Source organism: Streptomyces sp. a15 (genome assembly GCF_059026085.1).
Window position 1 is genome coordinate 1 of sequence record NZ_JBWLKM010000096.1, and the last position, 16003, is coordinate 16003.

Annotated in this window: 13 protein-coding genes and 3 pseudogenes; 7 read left to right on the forward strand and 9 right to left on the reverse strand. The window is 71.0% G+C overall.

Going from position 1 to position 16003, the window contains the following annotated elements; all coding sequences use genetic code 11:
• Nucleotides 1-619 (reverse strand): annotated as a pseudogene (locus tag AC5P09_RS44765) (RNA-guided endonuclease InsQ/TnpB family protein); the annotation flags it as partial.
• A gap of 50 nt (nucleotides 620-669) precedes the next feature.
• Here AC5P09_RS44765 and tnpA point away from each other — a divergent pair.
• On the forward strand, nucleotides 670-1098 hold the full coding sequence (gene tnpA, locus AC5P09_RS44770) for an IS200/IS605 family transposase (protein ID WP_493879461.1): 429 nt from the start codon (nucleotides 670-672) through the stop codon (nucleotides 1096-1098).
• A gap of 691 nt (nucleotides 1099-1789) precedes the next feature.
• Here the strand turns inward: tnpA and AC5P09_RS44775 are convergent.
• The 5 genes and pseudogenes from AC5P09_RS44775 to AC5P09_RS44795 all read right to left on the reverse strand — a co-directional run.
• A pseudogene (locus tag AC5P09_RS44775) lies at nucleotides 1790-1996 on the reverse strand (transposase family protein); the annotation flags it as partial.
• Nucleotides 1997-2139: 143 nt separating this feature from the next.
• Nucleotides 2140-2268, reverse strand: a pseudogene (locus tag AC5P09_RS44780) (IS630 family transposase); the annotation flags it as partial.
• A gap of 134 nt (nucleotides 2269-2402) precedes the next feature.
• Nucleotides 2403-2861, reverse strand: a complete 459-nt coding sequence (locus tag AC5P09_RS44785) for a hypothetical protein (RefSeq protein ID WP_493879434.1) — start codon at nucleotides 2859-2861, stop codon at nucleotides 2403-2405.
• A gap of 17 nt (nucleotides 2862-2878) precedes the next feature.
• Complete coding sequence (locus tag AC5P09_RS44790) at nucleotides 2879-3724, reverse strand: hypothetical protein (protein WP_493879435.1); 846 nt, start codon at nucleotides 3722-3724, stop codon at nucleotides 2879-2881.
• Nucleotides 3725-3787: 63 nt separating this feature from the next.
• Nucleotides 3788-4432, reverse strand: a complete 645-nt coding sequence (locus AC5P09_RS44795; protein WP_493879436.1) for a hypothetical protein — start codon at nucleotides 4430-4432, stop codon at nucleotides 3788-3790.
• Between the two features lie 896 nt (nucleotides 4433-5328).
• On the opposite strand from AC5P09_RS44795, the gene AC5P09_RS44800 reads away from it, so the two are divergent.
• Entirely contained in the window at nucleotides 5329-6705 is a 1377-nt protein-coding gene (locus AC5P09_RS44800) for a pyridoxal phosphate-dependent decarboxylase family protein (RefSeq protein ID WP_493879437.1), read from the forward strand.
• Between the two features lie 22 nt (nucleotides 6706-6727).
• Complete coding sequence (locus AC5P09_RS44805) at nucleotides 6728-6856, forward strand: hypothetical protein (RefSeq protein WP_493879438.1); 129 nt, start codon at nucleotides 6728-6730, stop codon at nucleotides 6854-6856.
• A gap of 310 nt (nucleotides 6857-7166) precedes the next feature.
• On the opposite strand, the gene AC5P09_RS44810 is transcribed toward AC5P09_RS44805, so the two are convergent.
• Genes AC5P09_RS44810 through AC5P09_RS44820 form a run of 3 tightly spaced genes read right to left on the reverse strand, consistent with a single transcriptional unit; the run spans nucleotide 7167 to nucleotide 8219 of the window.
• Entirely contained in the window at nucleotides 7167-7397 is a 231-nt protein-coding gene (locus tag AC5P09_RS44810) for a hypothetical protein (protein WP_493879439.1), read from the reverse strand.
• Nucleotides 7398-7401: 4 nt separating this feature from the next.
• A complete protein-coding gene (locus tag AC5P09_RS44815; protein WP_493879440.1) occupies nucleotides 7402-7896 on the reverse strand; it encodes a LacI family DNA-binding transcriptional regulator in 495 nt (164 codons plus the stop codon).
• Nucleotides 7893-8219, reverse strand: coding sequence for a hypothetical protein (locus AC5P09_RS44820; RefSeq protein ID WP_493879441.1), 327 nt, complete (start codon nucleotides 8217-8219; stop codon nucleotides 7893-7895). Before AC5P09_RS44820 ends, AC5P09_RS44815 begins: the two co-directional genes overlap by 4 nt.
• Before the next feature lie 39 nt (nucleotides 8220-8258).
• Between AC5P09_RS44820 and AC5P09_RS44825 the strand changes: the two genes are divergently transcribed.
• The 4 genes from AC5P09_RS44825 (at nucleotide 8259) to AC5P09_RS44840 (ending at nucleotide 15743) form a co-directional block, all read left to right on the forward strand.
• A complete protein-coding gene (locus AC5P09_RS44825) occupies nucleotides 8259-8420 on the forward strand; it encodes a hypothetical protein (RefSeq protein WP_493879442.1) in 162 nt (53 codons plus the stop codon).
• Nucleotides 8421-9067: 647 nt separating this feature from the next.
• Complete coding sequence (locus tag AC5P09_RS44830) at nucleotides 9068-11536, forward strand: plasmid pRiA4b ORF-3 family protein (RefSeq protein ID WP_493879443.1); 2469 nt, start codon at nucleotides 9068-9070, stop codon at nucleotides 11534-11536.
• Nucleotides 11533-14469 (forward strand): SCO1167/SCO6262 family helicase, encoded by a 2937-nt coding sequence (locus AC5P09_RS44835; RefSeq protein WP_493879444.1) that lies wholly within the window; start codon nucleotides 11533-11535, stop codon nucleotides 14467-14469. The genes AC5P09_RS44830 and AC5P09_RS44835 overlap by 4 nt, the downstream gene beginning before the upstream one ends.
• On the forward strand, nucleotides 14466-15743 hold the full coding sequence (locus tag AC5P09_RS44840; protein ID WP_493879445.1) for an SWIM zinc finger family protein: 1278 nt from the start codon (nucleotides 14466-14468) through the stop codon (nucleotides 15741-15743). Before AC5P09_RS44835 ends, AC5P09_RS44840 begins: the two co-directional genes overlap by 4 nt.
• Nucleotides 15744-16003: the final 260 nt, after the last annotated feature.

Below are 16003 nucleotides of genomic sequence, written 5' to 3' on the forward strand. Positions count from 1 at the left end.
GCCGCCTGAGTCCGCGAGGAAGTTCGCTATGCCCAGGTCGATCCCGACCACGCTGCCGGTCGCGGGCAGCGGTTCGGGCTGGTGGTCATGTTCGGCGGTGAGCACGACGAACCACTTACGGCCCTCGCGCTTGGCCGACACGGTCCTGACCCGGCCGGCCACCGGGCGGTGCTGGTTGACCCTGACGTGGCCGACGCCCTGGAAGCGGACGCGGGTGACGGGGTCGTGCGGGGTGGAGTCCCACCGGCAGCCGTCCCCGTCCTTCGGGAAGTCCACCGTGTCGAACCAGTTCACCCCGCGAAAGCGCGGATAGCCGGGCGTCTCACCGGACGTGACCCGGCGGAAGAACGCGGCGAACGCCTTGTCGAGACGGCGCAAGGTGGCCTGCTGCGAGGAGAACGACCAGCGGCCCTGACGCTCCGGATCGAACGCCCGGATCTCCTTGAGCTGCGCGGACTGCATCCCGTACCTGACGGTGGTCTTCGAGCTGTGGCGATAGGCGTCGCGGCGTTCCTGCAACGCACCGTTGTAGAGGGAACAGTGGTCCCGCAGCATCTCGCCGAGGGGCCTGCTCCTGGCGGACGGTGGGCCGCAGGAGGAACTTGTACGCACGGATCAACTCAGCCCACCCCCTCCGGTCGAGTCCGCTTGATCCTACTATATTGGCGCATCTCACCGCGCTGGGAACCAGATCCCGATATCAGACCGGGAAACCACGTCGTCTACAACCTCCACGCACATTTGGTGTTCGTCACGAAGTACCGGAGTGAGGTCTTCAACGGCGAGATGCTGACGCGCTGCGAGGAGATCATGCGGGACGTGTGCGAGAGCTTCGGCGCGCAGCTGCGGGAGTTCAACGGTGAAGGCGATCACGTCCACCTGCTCGTGCACTATCCGCCGAAGGTCGCCCTGTCCAAGCTCGTCAACAGCCTCAAGGGCGTCAGTTCGCGGTATCTGCGGGCGGAGTACACCGGCCGGATCAACCGGATCGGCACGGGGTCATTCTTCTGGTCCCCGTCCTACTTCGCCGCGTCCTGCGGCGGTGCACCCCTGAGCATCGTCAAGGACTACATCGACAACCAGAAGCGGCCTGTCTGACCGTCACCACCCAGGCGCAGAGATCTCCGGCGCTTCGCGCCTCCGGGGCGAAGATCGCATTCCCGCCCGGCCTGACGGCCGGGATTCCCTGCGAAGATCAAGGGATGGAACCGGTGCTCGTGCGGCGAGTCGCGCCACTTGGCAGCGTGATCAATGGCCCTGCGGTATTCGAGCCGCGCGTCATCACCTGGGAACCGACGGGTGCTGCTCGGTGTCCGAAGAACGGCGTGATCGGCTATGGAGCGGGGATGAGTTGCTCCGCCCAGATGGTCTTGCCCGCGTGGGTGTAGCGGGTGCCCCAGCGCTGGGTGAGCTCGGCACCCATGTACAGGCCGCGGCCGCCTTCGTCGAAGACGCGAGCGCGACGCAGGGGGCCAGCAGCTTCGTGAAGCCCGTGACCTCGGTGGTCTTGTCCGGCACCCGCAGTTGGCTGACGGTCCGTCCGCCTTCCAGGACGGCAGAGAGCAGGTGGGCGACGGGGCCGGTGTCCGTGCGCGAGCCGCGGACGGCCTTGCCGTCCACAGCCAGGTGCCGGGTGCCCGCGGGGTCGCATCCGAGCAGGTCGGCAAGCCCGCCGGGACATACCAGAGTCAGGAGACGGCGGATGGTGGAGCTCGACGGTGCGCGGCGCACGCCCAGCGGGCCGGCGGCGCGCACGCCGAGGCGGGCGAGTGCGCAGGGGCGCGTGGCGAGCCCACTGGCCCACGGCCAGATAGGAACGAGCCCCGGCGGGCACCGCGCAGCAGGCGGTGAGCAGGACCGATACCAGCGAATGGCGCCGTCCCCGCCGATCTCGCGGATCACGAAGAACGGCCAGTCGTTCGGCGACACCACTCACGCCGCGCTGGGCGGCAGTGGGCGACTTGGTCAGGCAGACAGTGGCAGACTGGCGGCACATCGAAGCTCCGGACGGGCAGGGCGACTTGGGAAGGTCACCCCGTCAACCGCAGCTTCGTTGTGTCCGTGACGGTCTTCCGACCGGATCGTCACACCGCAGCGACCTGCACGCTTCCATGATCCCCAGGACTTTGAATTGGCCCTGCCCGCCGAGGCGAGCAGAATCATCGCGCGACGGAAGCGCACCGTGCTGGTGCTGCCCCTGCGCACGGTCCGCTGCAGCTTCTGCCCCTCCTGCTCCGTCAATCTACGCACTCGGACCGGCTGTGCCATCCCGTCTCCCCGCACCGATCGGACGTGTCATCACAGTCAACCGGCACAAGAGCCGTGAGCACCAACTCGGCGCCTATGCGGTCACAGCACCAGCCTCGGTCCTACATGGCTGCCTCACGACCCCCAGAACTGCATCAGGACGGGTTCTGATATCCCGGACGCCAACCGACGGACAAGCCCCAGTGGACTCCGGGGCCGGCCGTGATCGTGATCTTGACGTGTTGCTTGTTGCTGCCCAGCCCGATCTCGTTGTAAGTCGTTGAGGGCGTGGCCGCGCATGGGATGGTGTAGGTGGCCAAGTTCCCGATGCCTATGGTCGTCTTCCCCTCGCCGCTGCATTCGGTCGCCACAGCAACCGTCCCGGCCTTGATGCTCTGGATCGTGGCCGCCTCCTCTGAGCCTGTCCTGTCTGCCAGGCGAATGAGCGCTTTGGCCGAGCCGGAGATGTCCGGCGGAGTTATCGTCAGATCAATGACAGGAGAGGCATTGGCGGGCGTCGCGGAGGTGTTTGGGGTTTGGTCCGGTGAACGCTGGCTGTGGTGCGCTGTACAGCCCGTGATGAGCGGAACGCTCGCTGCCAGGGCGATCGTCACTGCCGTGCAGGCTCCTCTCAGCTTTGCCATGTGTACCAGCCGACGGTGTAAGGCGGGTAGGAGACGATTGTTGAAGACGTGGAGTGCACGCAGTTGCTGTACAGCGTGAAGCTGGTACCGGTGATACGTCGTCGCCAAACGCCATACTTGGCACTGACGGTCGTATGCGGCGGGATGGTTGCGGTTGCCGAGTTACCCAGTTTTGCGGTCAGCAAGGCTGACAAGTTGATGCCGTAGGTAACTTCTTGACGCGAGACGAGCTCGTTGAGTGAGACCTTTAGCGATCCGCTCAAGCTGATGCCGACGGTCCCCGAGGCCTCAGCAGTGAACGTGGTGCTCTCCTTTTTGCTGGTGCCGTTGTAGTTGGACTGGAAGGGGCCGATAGCGCGGATGTATCTGCCCCCGAGGGAAGTGGATTTGTAGACGCCCTCGGGGTCGCAGTACACCTGGTCGGGCGTGATGCCGCTCGGCGAGTCCGTAGGGGCCGCCGGCTCGGAGGTGGCAGCCGCAGGGTCCGTTGGCGCATCCGTCAGGTCTGTCTCCGGCGGATCAACCGGCGGTAGCGTCGACAGGGCACCGCTGTCGTCGTTGCCGTCAATGGAGAACCACCCTTGCAGGTCGACGATGAGCTGGACGGAGCCACTGCTGGCGTTGTAGATGCTCACCGCGCCCTGGTTGCCGGGCTGGGCGATCACCAGGTCGGCGGTGGAGGTGTTCGCCTGGAAGTTGTCCACCGACGTGGTGGACGGCATCGGCTGCCCGGTTGGCCACACGCGTAGATAGCCGGAGTTCTGCTGCCCGGTCCTGGTCAGGTTGAGCACAGCCGCACCGAAAGACGTGGGGATACCGTCGTTGCCGGCCACCGTCACGCTGACGCTGCTGTCAGCCGGGATGGCAGTGGAGGTGCGGGTGTCGAGCAGCCGGTCCTAGGCAGCGGTGAAGGCCCCGCCGACGGAGGATGCTTGGGTGAAGTAGCCGTAGACATCGAGGATCATGTCGACCGACTGGGTGGACGACCCGTTCTTCAGGGTGATCTGGCCGCCTGTGCCCACGGGGATCACCGCGCCCTGTGACGTGGTGACGCTCTTGTAGTCGACGACCGGCTGCCCCGCCGATGTTCCAGTGGCGTAGGCGTAGAGGGTACCGGCACTGCCGGGGGAGGGAACGGTGATGTTGGCGTAGACCGACCCCTCGTCGGTGATGGCGTCCACACCGTCGATCTGGACGTTCAGTGTCCCGTCGGGCGCGATCCTCGCCTGCGGGGCGCCGGTGCCGTCTCGGGTGTCGACGAGCCGTGACTGCGTGACCGGAACGTACCCGCACGCAGAGGTGGTGGCGCCGTCGGAGGCGAAGTATCCGTTGACGTTCACGATGAGGTCGGTGGTGCCGCTGGAGTTATAAGCGTCGATCTTCCCGTCCGAACCCACAGCGACGATTGCCGAGTTGCTGGCGTCCGCGCTGCTGGAGAAGTCGATGACGGATGCCGGGTAGGGCCTGGTGGTGCCGTCGGGCCACAGCTCCAGGTAGCTGTCGGACGAGGTGGCGTTGGCTGCGGTGATGTCCAGCGACACGGCCGACGCCCCGGAACTGGGAACGCCGCCCTGTCCCAGGACCTGGAAGGAGTTGAGGGAAGCCGCGCCGAGCGCGGTGCTGACGCCGAGAGCCGACCGAGTGTCGACGATTTTGGCAGAGGTGGGACAGCGGTGAAGTCACCGCTCGCAGTGGTGGTGGCACTCGCCTGGGCGATGCCGGCCAGGCCGAAGCAAGCGAGCACCGCGAAGAACACGACGGCTAGGGACAGACGTCTGTGTCTGATGCGTCTGGCATGCAGCATAGGACCCCCAAATTTTAGGACTCTTCACCAAAGTGGCGAAATGCATCCGATTGGAGAGACCTTAATGATCATGTAAGTAAATGATCTATGACATGCTTCCAAAAGGCGCGCAAAGGAATATGTAACCGCGGAATATCACCCACCGTGGACGTCATGGCCGCAGTCAAGAAGTAACCAGAGAAACTGGAGTGCTGCGGGCTTTCGGATCCTGCAGCGACAGGGCGGCCTGGGAGCACTGATCGCCCTGGCCAACAGTCCTGCGAGTGCGGCGGGCGAGAGTGACTGCCACCGCAGAGGCGAAGGAAGGGGGCCGAACGGCGCGGACGCCATCGCTGCTGCGGCGAAGGCCGCCGACGCTGCTCGGGTGCGCGCCGCGCAGTATCTGCTGGCGACGCGGCTGGAGCAGCTGCGCGAGCAGACGGCGGCCCGCACCGAGACGACCGCGCTCCGCGCCGTGGTCGGACCGGCTCACCGGGCTCGCCACGCGCCTGCTGGAAGGCGGCGTCATCAGGGCGGTGAGCGTGTGAGCACCGAGCTGAGCGGGGTCGACCTCGCGCCAGGCCCTGGTCGCGGCCTGGGACTTCCCCCCATTGGCCGTTCCCCACCGCTCGGGCGGGCGGTTACGGTTCGGCCATGGACGAGCTGACCAGGATCTTCCATCGCGCCGCCGAGCACGCCGCCGCCTACCGCCGCTCGCTGCCCGAACGGCCGGTGGCGCGGCCCGTGGACTACACAGCCCTGCGCGCCGCGTTCTCCCGCCCCTTGAACCGCTCGCCCGCCGACTCGCTTACGGTGGTCGACGAGTTGGTGGCCGCTGCCGAGAGCGGGCTCGTCGCCACCGCGGGGCCGCGGTTCTTCGGGTTCGTCGTCGGCGGGGCGCTGCCCGCGGCCACCGCCGCGGAGATCCTCGCCGCCGGGTGGGACCAGAACGCCTTCAACGCCGCGCTCTCGCCCGCCGCCCTCGCCGCGGAGGAGGCGGCGGGCGGCTGGCTGAAGGACCTGCTCGGCATCCCCGCCACGGCGTCCACCGGGTTCGTCACCGGCGGACAGGCGGCCAACACCGCAGGGCTTGCGGCAGCCCGGCAGCACCTACTCACCGAGGCCGGCTGGGACGTCGGACACAAAGGGCTGGGCGGCGCCCCGCGCCTGCGAGTGGTCGCGAGCGCGGAGCGCCACGCCACCATCGACCGCTCGCTGCGGCTGCTCGGCCTGGGCACCGACTGCCTGGATACGGTCCGCACCGATGGACGCGGCGCCCTCGACACCGACGACTTGCGCCGCGTGCTGGCGTCCGACCCGGACACGCCGACGATCGTCTGCACCCAGGCGGGCAACGTGAACACCGGCGCCTGCGACGACCTCCGTACCGCCTGCGATCTCACCCACGCCCACGGCGGCTGGCTGCACGTCGACGGCGCCTTCGGCCTGTGGGCCGCCGCGAGCCCAGCGACCCGCCCCCCCGTCGATGGCGTCGAGTTGGCCGACTCCTGGGCGTGCGACGGCCACAAGTGGTTGAACATTCCCTACGACTGCGGCTACGCCTTCTGCTCCCGCCCCGCCGTCCACGCCGACGCCCTGTCGTACACCGCCGCCTACCTCACCCGCGCCGACGGCTCTCCGGCCGGCGGCGCCGACTACACCGCCGAGTCCTCCCGCCGCGCACGCGGATTCGCCACCTGGGCGGCGCTGCGCGAACTCGGCCGTGACGGCGTCGCCGAACTCGTGGACCGCTGCTGCTCCCTCGCCCGCCGCTTCGCGGGCGGCCTGTCCGCGGCGGGCTTCGAGGTGGTCAACGACGTGACGCTCAACCAAGTCCTCGTCAGCTTCGGCGACGACGCCCGCACCGACCATGTCGTGCAGGCAGCGCAGCATGACGGCACCTGCTGGGTGGGCGCCACCACCTGGCGCGGCCGGCGCCTGATGCGCATTTCAGTGTCCGGCCACGCCACGACAGAAGCCGACGTCGACCAGTCGACTGCGGCGATCGTGCGGCTGGCACGGGCGTCGTAATCCTGGCGGCACTCAGTTGCAGGTGATCGCCGCCCCGGACACATGGCACCGCGAGGACCTGAAGGATGCCCGCGAGCGCAACGAGCCGCTCGTCGTCCTAGACGGGGAGCGCCGCACCGTTGTCCGGCTGCCGCAGGTGCGGCAGGCGTAGGAGTCCGGACGGGGCGGCCGTCGGCTTGTCGCTCGTTGTAACGGGACATCGGAGACTTGACCTTGCGGGTGCTGATCCGGAGACGGCGGGGCGGCAAGAGCCGGGCCAGAACCCGCTGGCCGATCAGCCCGATGGGGCTGGGCTCGTCAGAGACGATGCCAGTGGCCCGGACGACCTGGTCACGGGCGGTCTGGAGGGCGACGGTGAAACAGCAGCGGTCGGGGTCAGTCCCGGGGACGGACTCGGCGGCCTCGACCAACACGGCCCGCAGGGCCTGACAGAGCGTGAGCAGGGCCCACATCTCCTGCTTTCAGGCCGGCCGGATCACCCGAGCGGAGGTTTCGTCCGGGCATGACCGTGTGACGGAGCGCGTCATCGCGCTCTCGTGTTGCCAGCGTTCGTGGCAGAGGCCGATGAGTGCTGCAGCGGGGTGGCGGCGGGCGTCGGTCAGCGTGGTCACCAGCCGGTAGGAGCCGGTGAACATGGTTCCGTCGGCGCAGGTCACCGTGATCTCGGCGTCGATGATGCGCCCCGTCGGCACCGGGCTACTTCGACGCCGACTCACCCGTCCGGGGTGTGCCGCGCTTCGGCGGAGCCGTGCTCCCGCGGACCATGAGGGTGGTGGCGATCTCGACTCCGGCCTGCGACACCTCCTCGCCGCGGCCCAGCGTGAGCGCCAGCTCCGCAGCGGCGACAGCCATCTCGGTCAGCGGCTGGTGCACGGTGGTCAGCGGCGGCTCGACCCAGGCGACGATCGGCAGGTCGTCGAAGCCGACCACGCTCAGGTCGTCGGGAACGGAAAGGCCGAGTTCCCTGGCGGCCTGGTAGACGCCCAGCGCCTGCATGTCGTTGGTGGTGAAGATCGCGGTGGGCCGGTCGCTGCGGGCCAGGAGCTCCAGCCCTGCGGCGTGCCCGTGCTCACGGACCAGAGAGGCCTGGACCAGTAGCGTCGGGTCGGCGGTCACGCCGGCCTCCGCCAACGCGGAGAGGTAGCCGGCCTTGCGGGTCAGGCAGACGGGGTGGTCCGGACCGGTGATCATGGCGACGCGGCGGTGCCCCAGCTCCAGCAGATGCCGGGTCGCGGTGTGGCCGCCTCGGATTTGGTGGTGCCGACGAAGGGAACGTCGTCGGGGAGTTCGTCCACCGGGTCGAAGACGATCAGGGGAAACCCCTTGGCGTGCAGCTGTGCGCGTTCGGCCGGCGTCAGTTGGGCGACCGACACCACGCAGTTGGGGCGACGGTTGATGGTGTCGTCAACAGTCGTGGCCTGGCCGTCGCGGGAGGCGAGCTCGGTGACCGTCAGACCGAAGCGGTGCTTGCGGGCCACCCGTTCCACGCCTCGGATGACCTCGGTCGCCCACATGCTCTGCTCCATGCTCCGGCACAGCACCCAGACACGGCGATGAGCGTGCATCTGACCACTCCGGTCGACGCCTCTCTCGTCGCCGTCAACCTCCTTCAGCTCTCCGCCATCCGCTTCGAAACCGGCACGCTGCACGGCAACATCGGCCCTGAACAGCAAGAGCTCGTCGACAACGCCCTCCGCGCGGTCCTCGACCTGTAGACGTGGCGGCGCGCACGGCGTCGAAGTGCGAACTGTGCTGGTCGGGCGTCCTATGGGGATATGGCCGTCTCCACGATCGTACGGATGTCGATCACGTTCCGCCTCGTGGGTTCTCTGAACTAGGTTCGGAACTCGTACAGGTGCAGCCCGGGTTCTCCTCCGGCCGCCAGTCCGCGGCCGTCGGGGAGCCAGGCGCACGCGGCGAGGGGGCCCTCTCCGCGTACGGCGGCCACCACACGGTTGGCATGGATGTCCCACACCCGGAGGGTGCCGTCTTTTCCTGCTGTGCCCTCAACGCCGCCGGAGGCCCCTGCGGGTGGTGGCCGGACTGTGTCCGGCCCCACTCATCAGGTCGGGCGAAGTCCGCTGCGGTTCGGCAGCGCCCTGCAGGGACGCGGGGCTGTGTCGATCTACGGCACCGCCGCGGGGCGCGACCAGCCACGATGATGCCGCAGCCGATCGACGGCACATCGCGGCACTTCCAGCGGAGCGCTGAGCGCCGTTTCACGTCCTGGCGAGAATTCGCTGAGCGGCTGGGTGGATGGCTCAGGGCTGCAAGAATGGCCGGGTCAGCCGTTCGGCGTACGGCGGCGGATGCGTGTGTGTCCCAGTGCGTACGCCTCCGACCAGTGGGAAGCCCTCAGGCCATGACCGCCCACCGCAGCTCCGCCGAGCACATCCCTTCCGTTCACCAGCTCAAGGTCGGTCTGGAGGGGATGAAACCGCCGGTGTGGCGGCGGCTGGTGGTGCCCTCGGACGTCACGCTGGGGTCGCTGCACGAGGTGATCCAGGTGGCGTTCGGCTGGGACGACACGCATCTGCACGCCTTCGAGGACCGCCTGGGCGGGCGGTACGCCCCGCAGGGGGACCTCGACATCCCTGTCTTCGACGAGGAAGAGGCCGTCCTCGCGGATGTGCTGCCGCGCACCGGCGACCGTATCGACTACACCTACGACTTCGGCGACGACTGGCTGCACCGGATCACCGTGGAGGCGGTGCGCCCCGCTGACGAGGGTGAGGGGAAGCACGCGGTGTGCGCGGGTGGGCGCCGGGCCATGCCCCCCGCCGAGGACCTCGGCGGGGTGTGGGGGCTGGCCGAGCTGCTGGACCTGTACGCGGCCGGGGAGCGCCCGACCGCCACGGTCGTCCGGCACGGCGGTGAGGAGTGGGTGGAGTACGACGGCCTCCACGACGAGGTGCTGGCCGGACTGCACGAGGAGGGCTTCGACCCGGCTGCCTTCGACGCCGCCGAGGTCACCGGGGGGCTCGCGCAGGTGCGGCTGCGCCGGGAAAAGAAGGGCCCGAAGGGCTTCCGCGGAAGGGCGGTGGCGGGAGACGGGCGGGCGGGCACGCGGCAGAAGAGGCGCGGGGCGTCGGGCGGGCGCCAGGCTCCGTCGGGGATGTACCGGTGCGAGTGCGGAGGTCTGCACCCGGTGCCCGGCGACATGGGGCCGCTCGCCGAGGACGACGGGCCGGATGAGGAGGCGTCGCTGTCCGATGTCCTGGGTGCCGTGGGCCTGCGGTTGCCGGCCGTGCGGTTGCCCGGCGAGGCCGAGCTGGCCCGTGCGGTGCGCGAGGTGCCCGCCTTCATGGCGGCCGTGCGGCTCGGGCACTGGTGCGACGGAGAAAAAGGGGCCCGAACGGCTTCCGCGGAAGGGCGGTGGCGGGAGACGGGCGGGCGGGAGCTGACCCCGAAAGGGCTGCTGCGGCCCAAGCTCGCCCGGCAGGCCGTGGAGGAGGCCGAGCTGTGGCGCATCGACCCCGGGGAATGGGGAGATGCCGAGGAGCGGGCCGCGCGGCTGGCGAAGGTTCGTAGCGCGGGCGACATGGAGCCGCTGGATCTGCCCTGGGAATGGGCGCTGAACTGCGGATTCGTCGAGGTGGAGGGCAATCGTGCGCGGGCCGGCGGCGAACTGCCGGACGAGGACGACGACTTGGCGCTGCTGGCTGCCTGGCAGGAGGCGGTGGCGGGCGCGGCGGTTGAACTCTCCCTCACCTTCCCCATGATGGACGGACCGCTGGGCGGGCTGTCGCCGCTTCGGGAGCTGACCGACGAGGCCCCGCCGCTGGTGTTCCTGATGCTGCTCGCGGCGTACGGGCTGCCCGACGGGGAGTGGCTGGATGTCGTCGGCTTCCTCACCGACGGCATGGACGGGCTGCCCGAGGGCCAGGCCCGGCGGCTGGTGTGGGCGCTCCTCGCCGAACAGTACGACGACACCGCCGCGACCCTGGAGCTGTTCGGCGCCGCCGAACGCGAAGACCACGAGCCTCCCCCAGAGCCCGAAAGGGCCTGGGAGGTACCCCCAGCGGCGGACGCCGCTCTCACCCTGCTGCTCGACGGCCTGGGCGGCGGTGGGTACGACACGCCGCCCCTCGGTTACTTCCGGCTCACGGCGCTGGGCCGCTCCGGACTGCGTGCGCTGCTGGTGGCGGCGGGCGTCCCGGCACCGGTGATCGGCTCGCTCGCCCAGGCGGACGCCCGCACACTGCTGGACGCGCTCGACTCGTACCCCTCCCAGGAGGACGCGGCGGCGGAGGTGGCGGGCTGGCTGGCGGCCCGCTCCGCGGCGGACGCGGCGGTGCAGGTGGTGGACGCCTGCGACGGTACGGGACCGGCCGACGCGCTGCGCCGCCTGCAGGCCCCGCGGGTGCTGGCCGCCGTACTGGAGGCGGACCGCGGCGGGCGGGCGAAGGGGGTGCTGCGCAAGGCGGCGGTGTCGAAGGCCACCGGCTGTTCGCACGCGGCGGCCTCGATGCTGCGCCGGATCGGCGACCCCGCCGAGGGGGAGGAAGCATGGGGCCTGGAGTGGATGCTGGTGGACGGCGCGCTGCCGTTCGCCCGCGGCGGCGAACAGGCGCTGCGCGAGAGGCTGCTGGCGGGTCCCGAGGACGGCAGGCGTCCGTTCGATCAGGTGGCCGAGCACGCCGACGACCTGTGGCGGGCCGGCCATCCGCACGCCGGCGAGGTACTCGGCGCGCTGGCCGACGCTGTCAAGCCCGTCGACAAGGCCCTGGCCAAGCGGCTGCGGAAGGCCGCGTTCAAGGCGGGGAGTACGGGCAGCGCGGCGAGCGCGGGCACTACGGGGAGCACGGGCAGCGAGAGGAGCACCAAGTGAGCCTGCTCGTGAGGGAGATCGACGCCGAGGCCGGACCGCTCGCCGACCCCGCTGCCGCCGGCTGGGCGCGCGAGCACCTCGCCGTCGGCGGCTGGGCCGCCGTGTTCGCGCCGGCCGAGGCGGGGCAGCCGGCCCGGCTCGGCCGTCTGGTGCTCTACCGGCCCGTCGCCGACGCCCCCCGCGTGCCCGCTCAGGCCGCTGCGCCGGAGATGGTGAAGAGGGTCCGCCTGCCGCTGGTCCTGCCGCACGGTGGCGGAGTGCGCACTCGCACTGTCGAGGGGTGGGCGCTCGCCCCCGGCGATGCCCTCGCCCTCCTGCTCGACCTGCCGGACGTCGGCGTCCATCCGTCGGTCGCCGCGTGGGCGGCCGTCGCCCGCCGCGCCCTTCAGCTGCTCGGTGAGGGGCGCCTCTATCCGGCGCTGACCTCCGACACGTACACCACCTGGCGCTTCGGACCACCCGGCGCGCGAGGCAAGCACGATCTGGACGCGCTGGCAGCTGCCCTGCCCCCGTACGCCCACAACCTGCCCGTTCCCCCGGCGGACGACCGGCTGGTGCGGATCGCCGAACCGGCCGCCCTGGTACGGGAGTTCTGCGACGCGCTCGCCGACACCCTGCCGCGCTCCCCGGCCGCCGGCTGGGCCGTACCCGGCAACCCGTACGCCGACCGCGCCACCGCACTGCACCCGCGCCTGGCCGAGTGGGCGGCCGAGGCCGGGGCCGAGCGGGCCGCACAGGTGGGTGTGGAGCTGCGAGTCGAGCCTCCGGCCGGTCGGCGCCGCGACTTCCGCGCAGTGCTGCAGCTGCGGACGGCGGCGGACCCGTCCCTGGTCCTGGACGCCGCCGAGCTGTGGGCCGACCCGGATTCCGCGCAGCGCCTGCTCGGCCCGCACGCCGAGACCGAGGCCCTGCTCGCGCTGCGCCGCGCCGCCCGCGCCTGGCAGCCACTGACCCGGCTGCTCGCCGAGGCCGCTCCCAGCGCGCTGCGGCTCGACGACGAGGAGGCCATGGAGCTGCTGGGGGACGCCACCGACGTACTGCGCTCGGCGGGCGTGCGTGTGCACTGGCCGCGCGAGCTGGTCAAGGCCCTTGAGGCGCGGGCGGAGATCGGGGCGGCCACCGCGCCCGGCGCGACCGTGGACACCCTGCTGGGCCGCGACGCCCTGCTCGACTTCTCCTGGCAGGTCGCGCTCGGTGGCGAGCGGCTCACCGAGGCCGAACTCGACCAGCTCGCAGAGACCCGGCGTCCGCTGGTCAAGCTGCGCGACCAGTGGGTGGTCGCCGATCCGAAGCTGGTGGCCCGCCTCAAGCGGCGGCGTGGTCGCGAACTCGCCCCGCTGGACGCGCTCCAGGCGGTGCTGACCGGTGAGGTGGCGTGGGACGGCGAGCGCGTCGCGGTGGAGGCGGCCGGCACCTTCGGGGAACTGGTCGCCAGGCTGCGCGACCCCGAGGGCCGTGCCCCGGTCCGCGTACCGGAGGGCCTGACGGCCACCCTGCGCGACTACCAGAAGCGTGGCCTGGCCTGGCTGGCGGACATGACCCGCCTGACGCTCGGCGGGATCCTCGCCGACGACATGGGCCTCGGCAAGACCGTCACTCTGCTCGCCCTCCACCTGCACCGGCAGGAGCAGCCCGACACCGCTGGCCCTACCCTGGTGGTCTGCCCGGCCTCGCTGCTCGGCAACTGGCAGCGCGAGGCCGCCCGCTTCGCCCCTGCCACCCCGGTGCGCCGTTACCACGGCGGCGAGCGCCACCTCGACCACCTCGTCGGGGACGAACTCGTCCTGGTCACCTACGGCGTGCTGCGCCGCGACCGGGAGCGACTCGCCGCCGTCAAGTGGTCGCTGGTGGCCGCCGACGAGGCCCAGCACGTCAAGAATCCGTACGCCACCACCGCCCGCGAACTGCGCGCCCTGCCCGCTTGTGCCCGGGTCGCGCTCACCGGCACCCCGGTGGAGAACAACCTCTCCGAGTTGTGGGCGCTGCTCGACTGGACCACCCCTGGCCTGCTCGGCCCGCTGTCCGCCTTCCGCGACCGCTTCGCGAAGGCCATCGAGCGCGGCGCGCTCGGCACGGACGGCGACGAGGAAGCCGTAGAGGAGGCCCGACGGGCCGCCGGGCAACTCACCCGGCTCACCCGCCCGTTCCTGCTGCGCCGCCGCAAATCCGATCCCGGCATCGCGCCCGAGCTTCCGGCCAAGACGGAGACCGACCACCCCGTCACCCTCACCCGCGAGCAGGCCGCCCTGTACGAGGCGCAGGTCCGCGAGACCATGGCGTTCATCGCGAAGTCGGACGGCATCGCCCGCCGCGGCCTGGTGCTCAAACTCCTCACCGCGCTCAAGCAGATCTGCAACCACCCAGCCCACTACCTGCGCGAGACCGGCCCGCTGCCACGCCGCTCGGGAAAGCTGGAACTCCTCGACGAACTCCTCGGCACGGTGGTCGCCGAGGACGAGAGCGCCCTGGTCTTCACCCAGTACACGCAGATGGGCCGACTCCTGGAGCGGCACTTCGCCGACCGCGGCGTCCGCGCCCGCTACCTGCACGGCGCCACCCCCGTCCCCCGGCGCGAGGAGATGGTCGCCGCCTTCCAGGAGGGCGAGTTCCCCGTCTTCCTGCTCTCCCTGAAGGCCGCCGGGACCGGCCTCAACCTCACCCGCGCCACCCACGTGATCCACTACGACCGGTGGTGGAACCCGGCCGTCGAGGACCAGGCCACCGACCGCGCCTACCGGATCGGCCAGGACCGCCCGGTCCAGGTCCACCGGCTCACCACACAAGGCACCGTCGAGGACAAGGTCGCCCGCCTGCTCGGCGCCAAGCGAGCCCTCGCGGACCAGGTCATCGCCTCTGGCGAGGCTGCCCTGACCGAGCTCTCCGACACCGATCTCGCCGAACTCGTCGCGCTCTCCAAGGAGTTCGAGGCATGACTCCCGCCCGCAAAGCCCCCCGAACCGGCAGCCGCGCCTTCGCCGCCACTTGGTGGGGACAGGCATGGGTGGACGCCCTGGAAGCCTCCACCCTCGACGCCGGCCGCCTCTCCCGCGGCCGCACCTACGCCCGCAAGGGCATGGTCGGCCCGGTCACCACCGCGCCCGGCGTGCTGCGCGCCGAGGTCGAGGGCAGCACCCCCTGGCCGTACGACGCCGCGGTGCGCCTGCGCGTCCTCACCGACGCTCAGTGGGACACCCTGCTCGACGCCATCGCCGCACAGGCCGGCCGCACCGCCGCCCTCCTCGACGGCGAGATGCCCGCCGATCTCGTCGACGACGCCCGCGCCGCCGGCGTCCCCCTGCTGCCCGAACCGGGCGACCTCGACCCGGAGTGCTCCTGCCCCGACTGGGGCTACCCCTGCAAGCACGCCGCCGCACTGTGCTACGCCACCGCCACCCATCTCGACGACGACCCCTTCTGGCTCTTCATGCTCCGCGGCCGCACCAAGGACGCCGTGTTCACCGCGCTGCGTACCCGCCGCCAGGCCCTTTCCGGCACCGCTGCGGAACACGGCGCGACGCCCCGGGGCCAGGGCATGCCCGCCCGCGACGCGTTCGCCTCCTGGGACGGCGTTTTCGCCCCGCCCGCCGCCGAGACGGCCGAGAACGCGCCCGGCGAACCCGAGACTGCCCCCTCCCCCCTCGCCACCGCGCCTCCGCCCGGCGCCCCCTTCACCCTCGACGACCTCGAAGCGCTCACCCGCGACACCGCTCAGCGGGCCCGCGGCCTTGCCACCGGGCACACCGCCCCACTCACCGCCGCCCCGCTCGACGACGCCGTACGCCTCGCAGCCAGCGGCGTCGGCGAGGACTGGTTCCACCGGCTCGTACGCGCCACCGGGCTGCCTCCGCTCGACTTCGCCCGCCTGGTCCGTGCCCGACGCCACGGCGGCCCCGCGGGCGTCGCCGTCGCCCGCGCGCCTCTCACCCCGGACCCCGCCGCGATGGCCGCCGCCCGCACCGCCCTCTCCGACCCCGACAACGCGGACGGTGCGGACGACACCGCCCGCACCGTGCGGCTGCGGGCCTGGCGCAACCGCCTCACCGCCGACGACGAAGGTGTCCAGATCCGCCTCGGCCCCGACAACCGATGGCACCCCTACACCCGCGAAGGCAGCGGCACCACCCCCGAATGGTGGCCCTGCGCCCCCGCCACGGACGATCCCGTCGCCGCTCTCGTCGCGGCCCGCACCGCCGCCGCGCCGCGCTGACGCGGCTCTCGATGGACTCCTGCGAACGTCTGGCAGGGGTCGCCGTACTCGTGGCAGATCACTCTCACGCAAGAGACGCGCATCAGCGAGACTCTGCTTCCTGAGAGTCTCTGCGGACCTGAGAGTCTCTGCGGAGGCGGCTCGCCGCCTGCACACGTCGTCCTCGGCAGTGCGGAAGTCCCAGCGAGGTGTCGGTGAGTCCGAGCCCACGCCCGGCTCGGCGACCTCGGCACGGAGAAGCCGGCCGATTCACGCGTCAC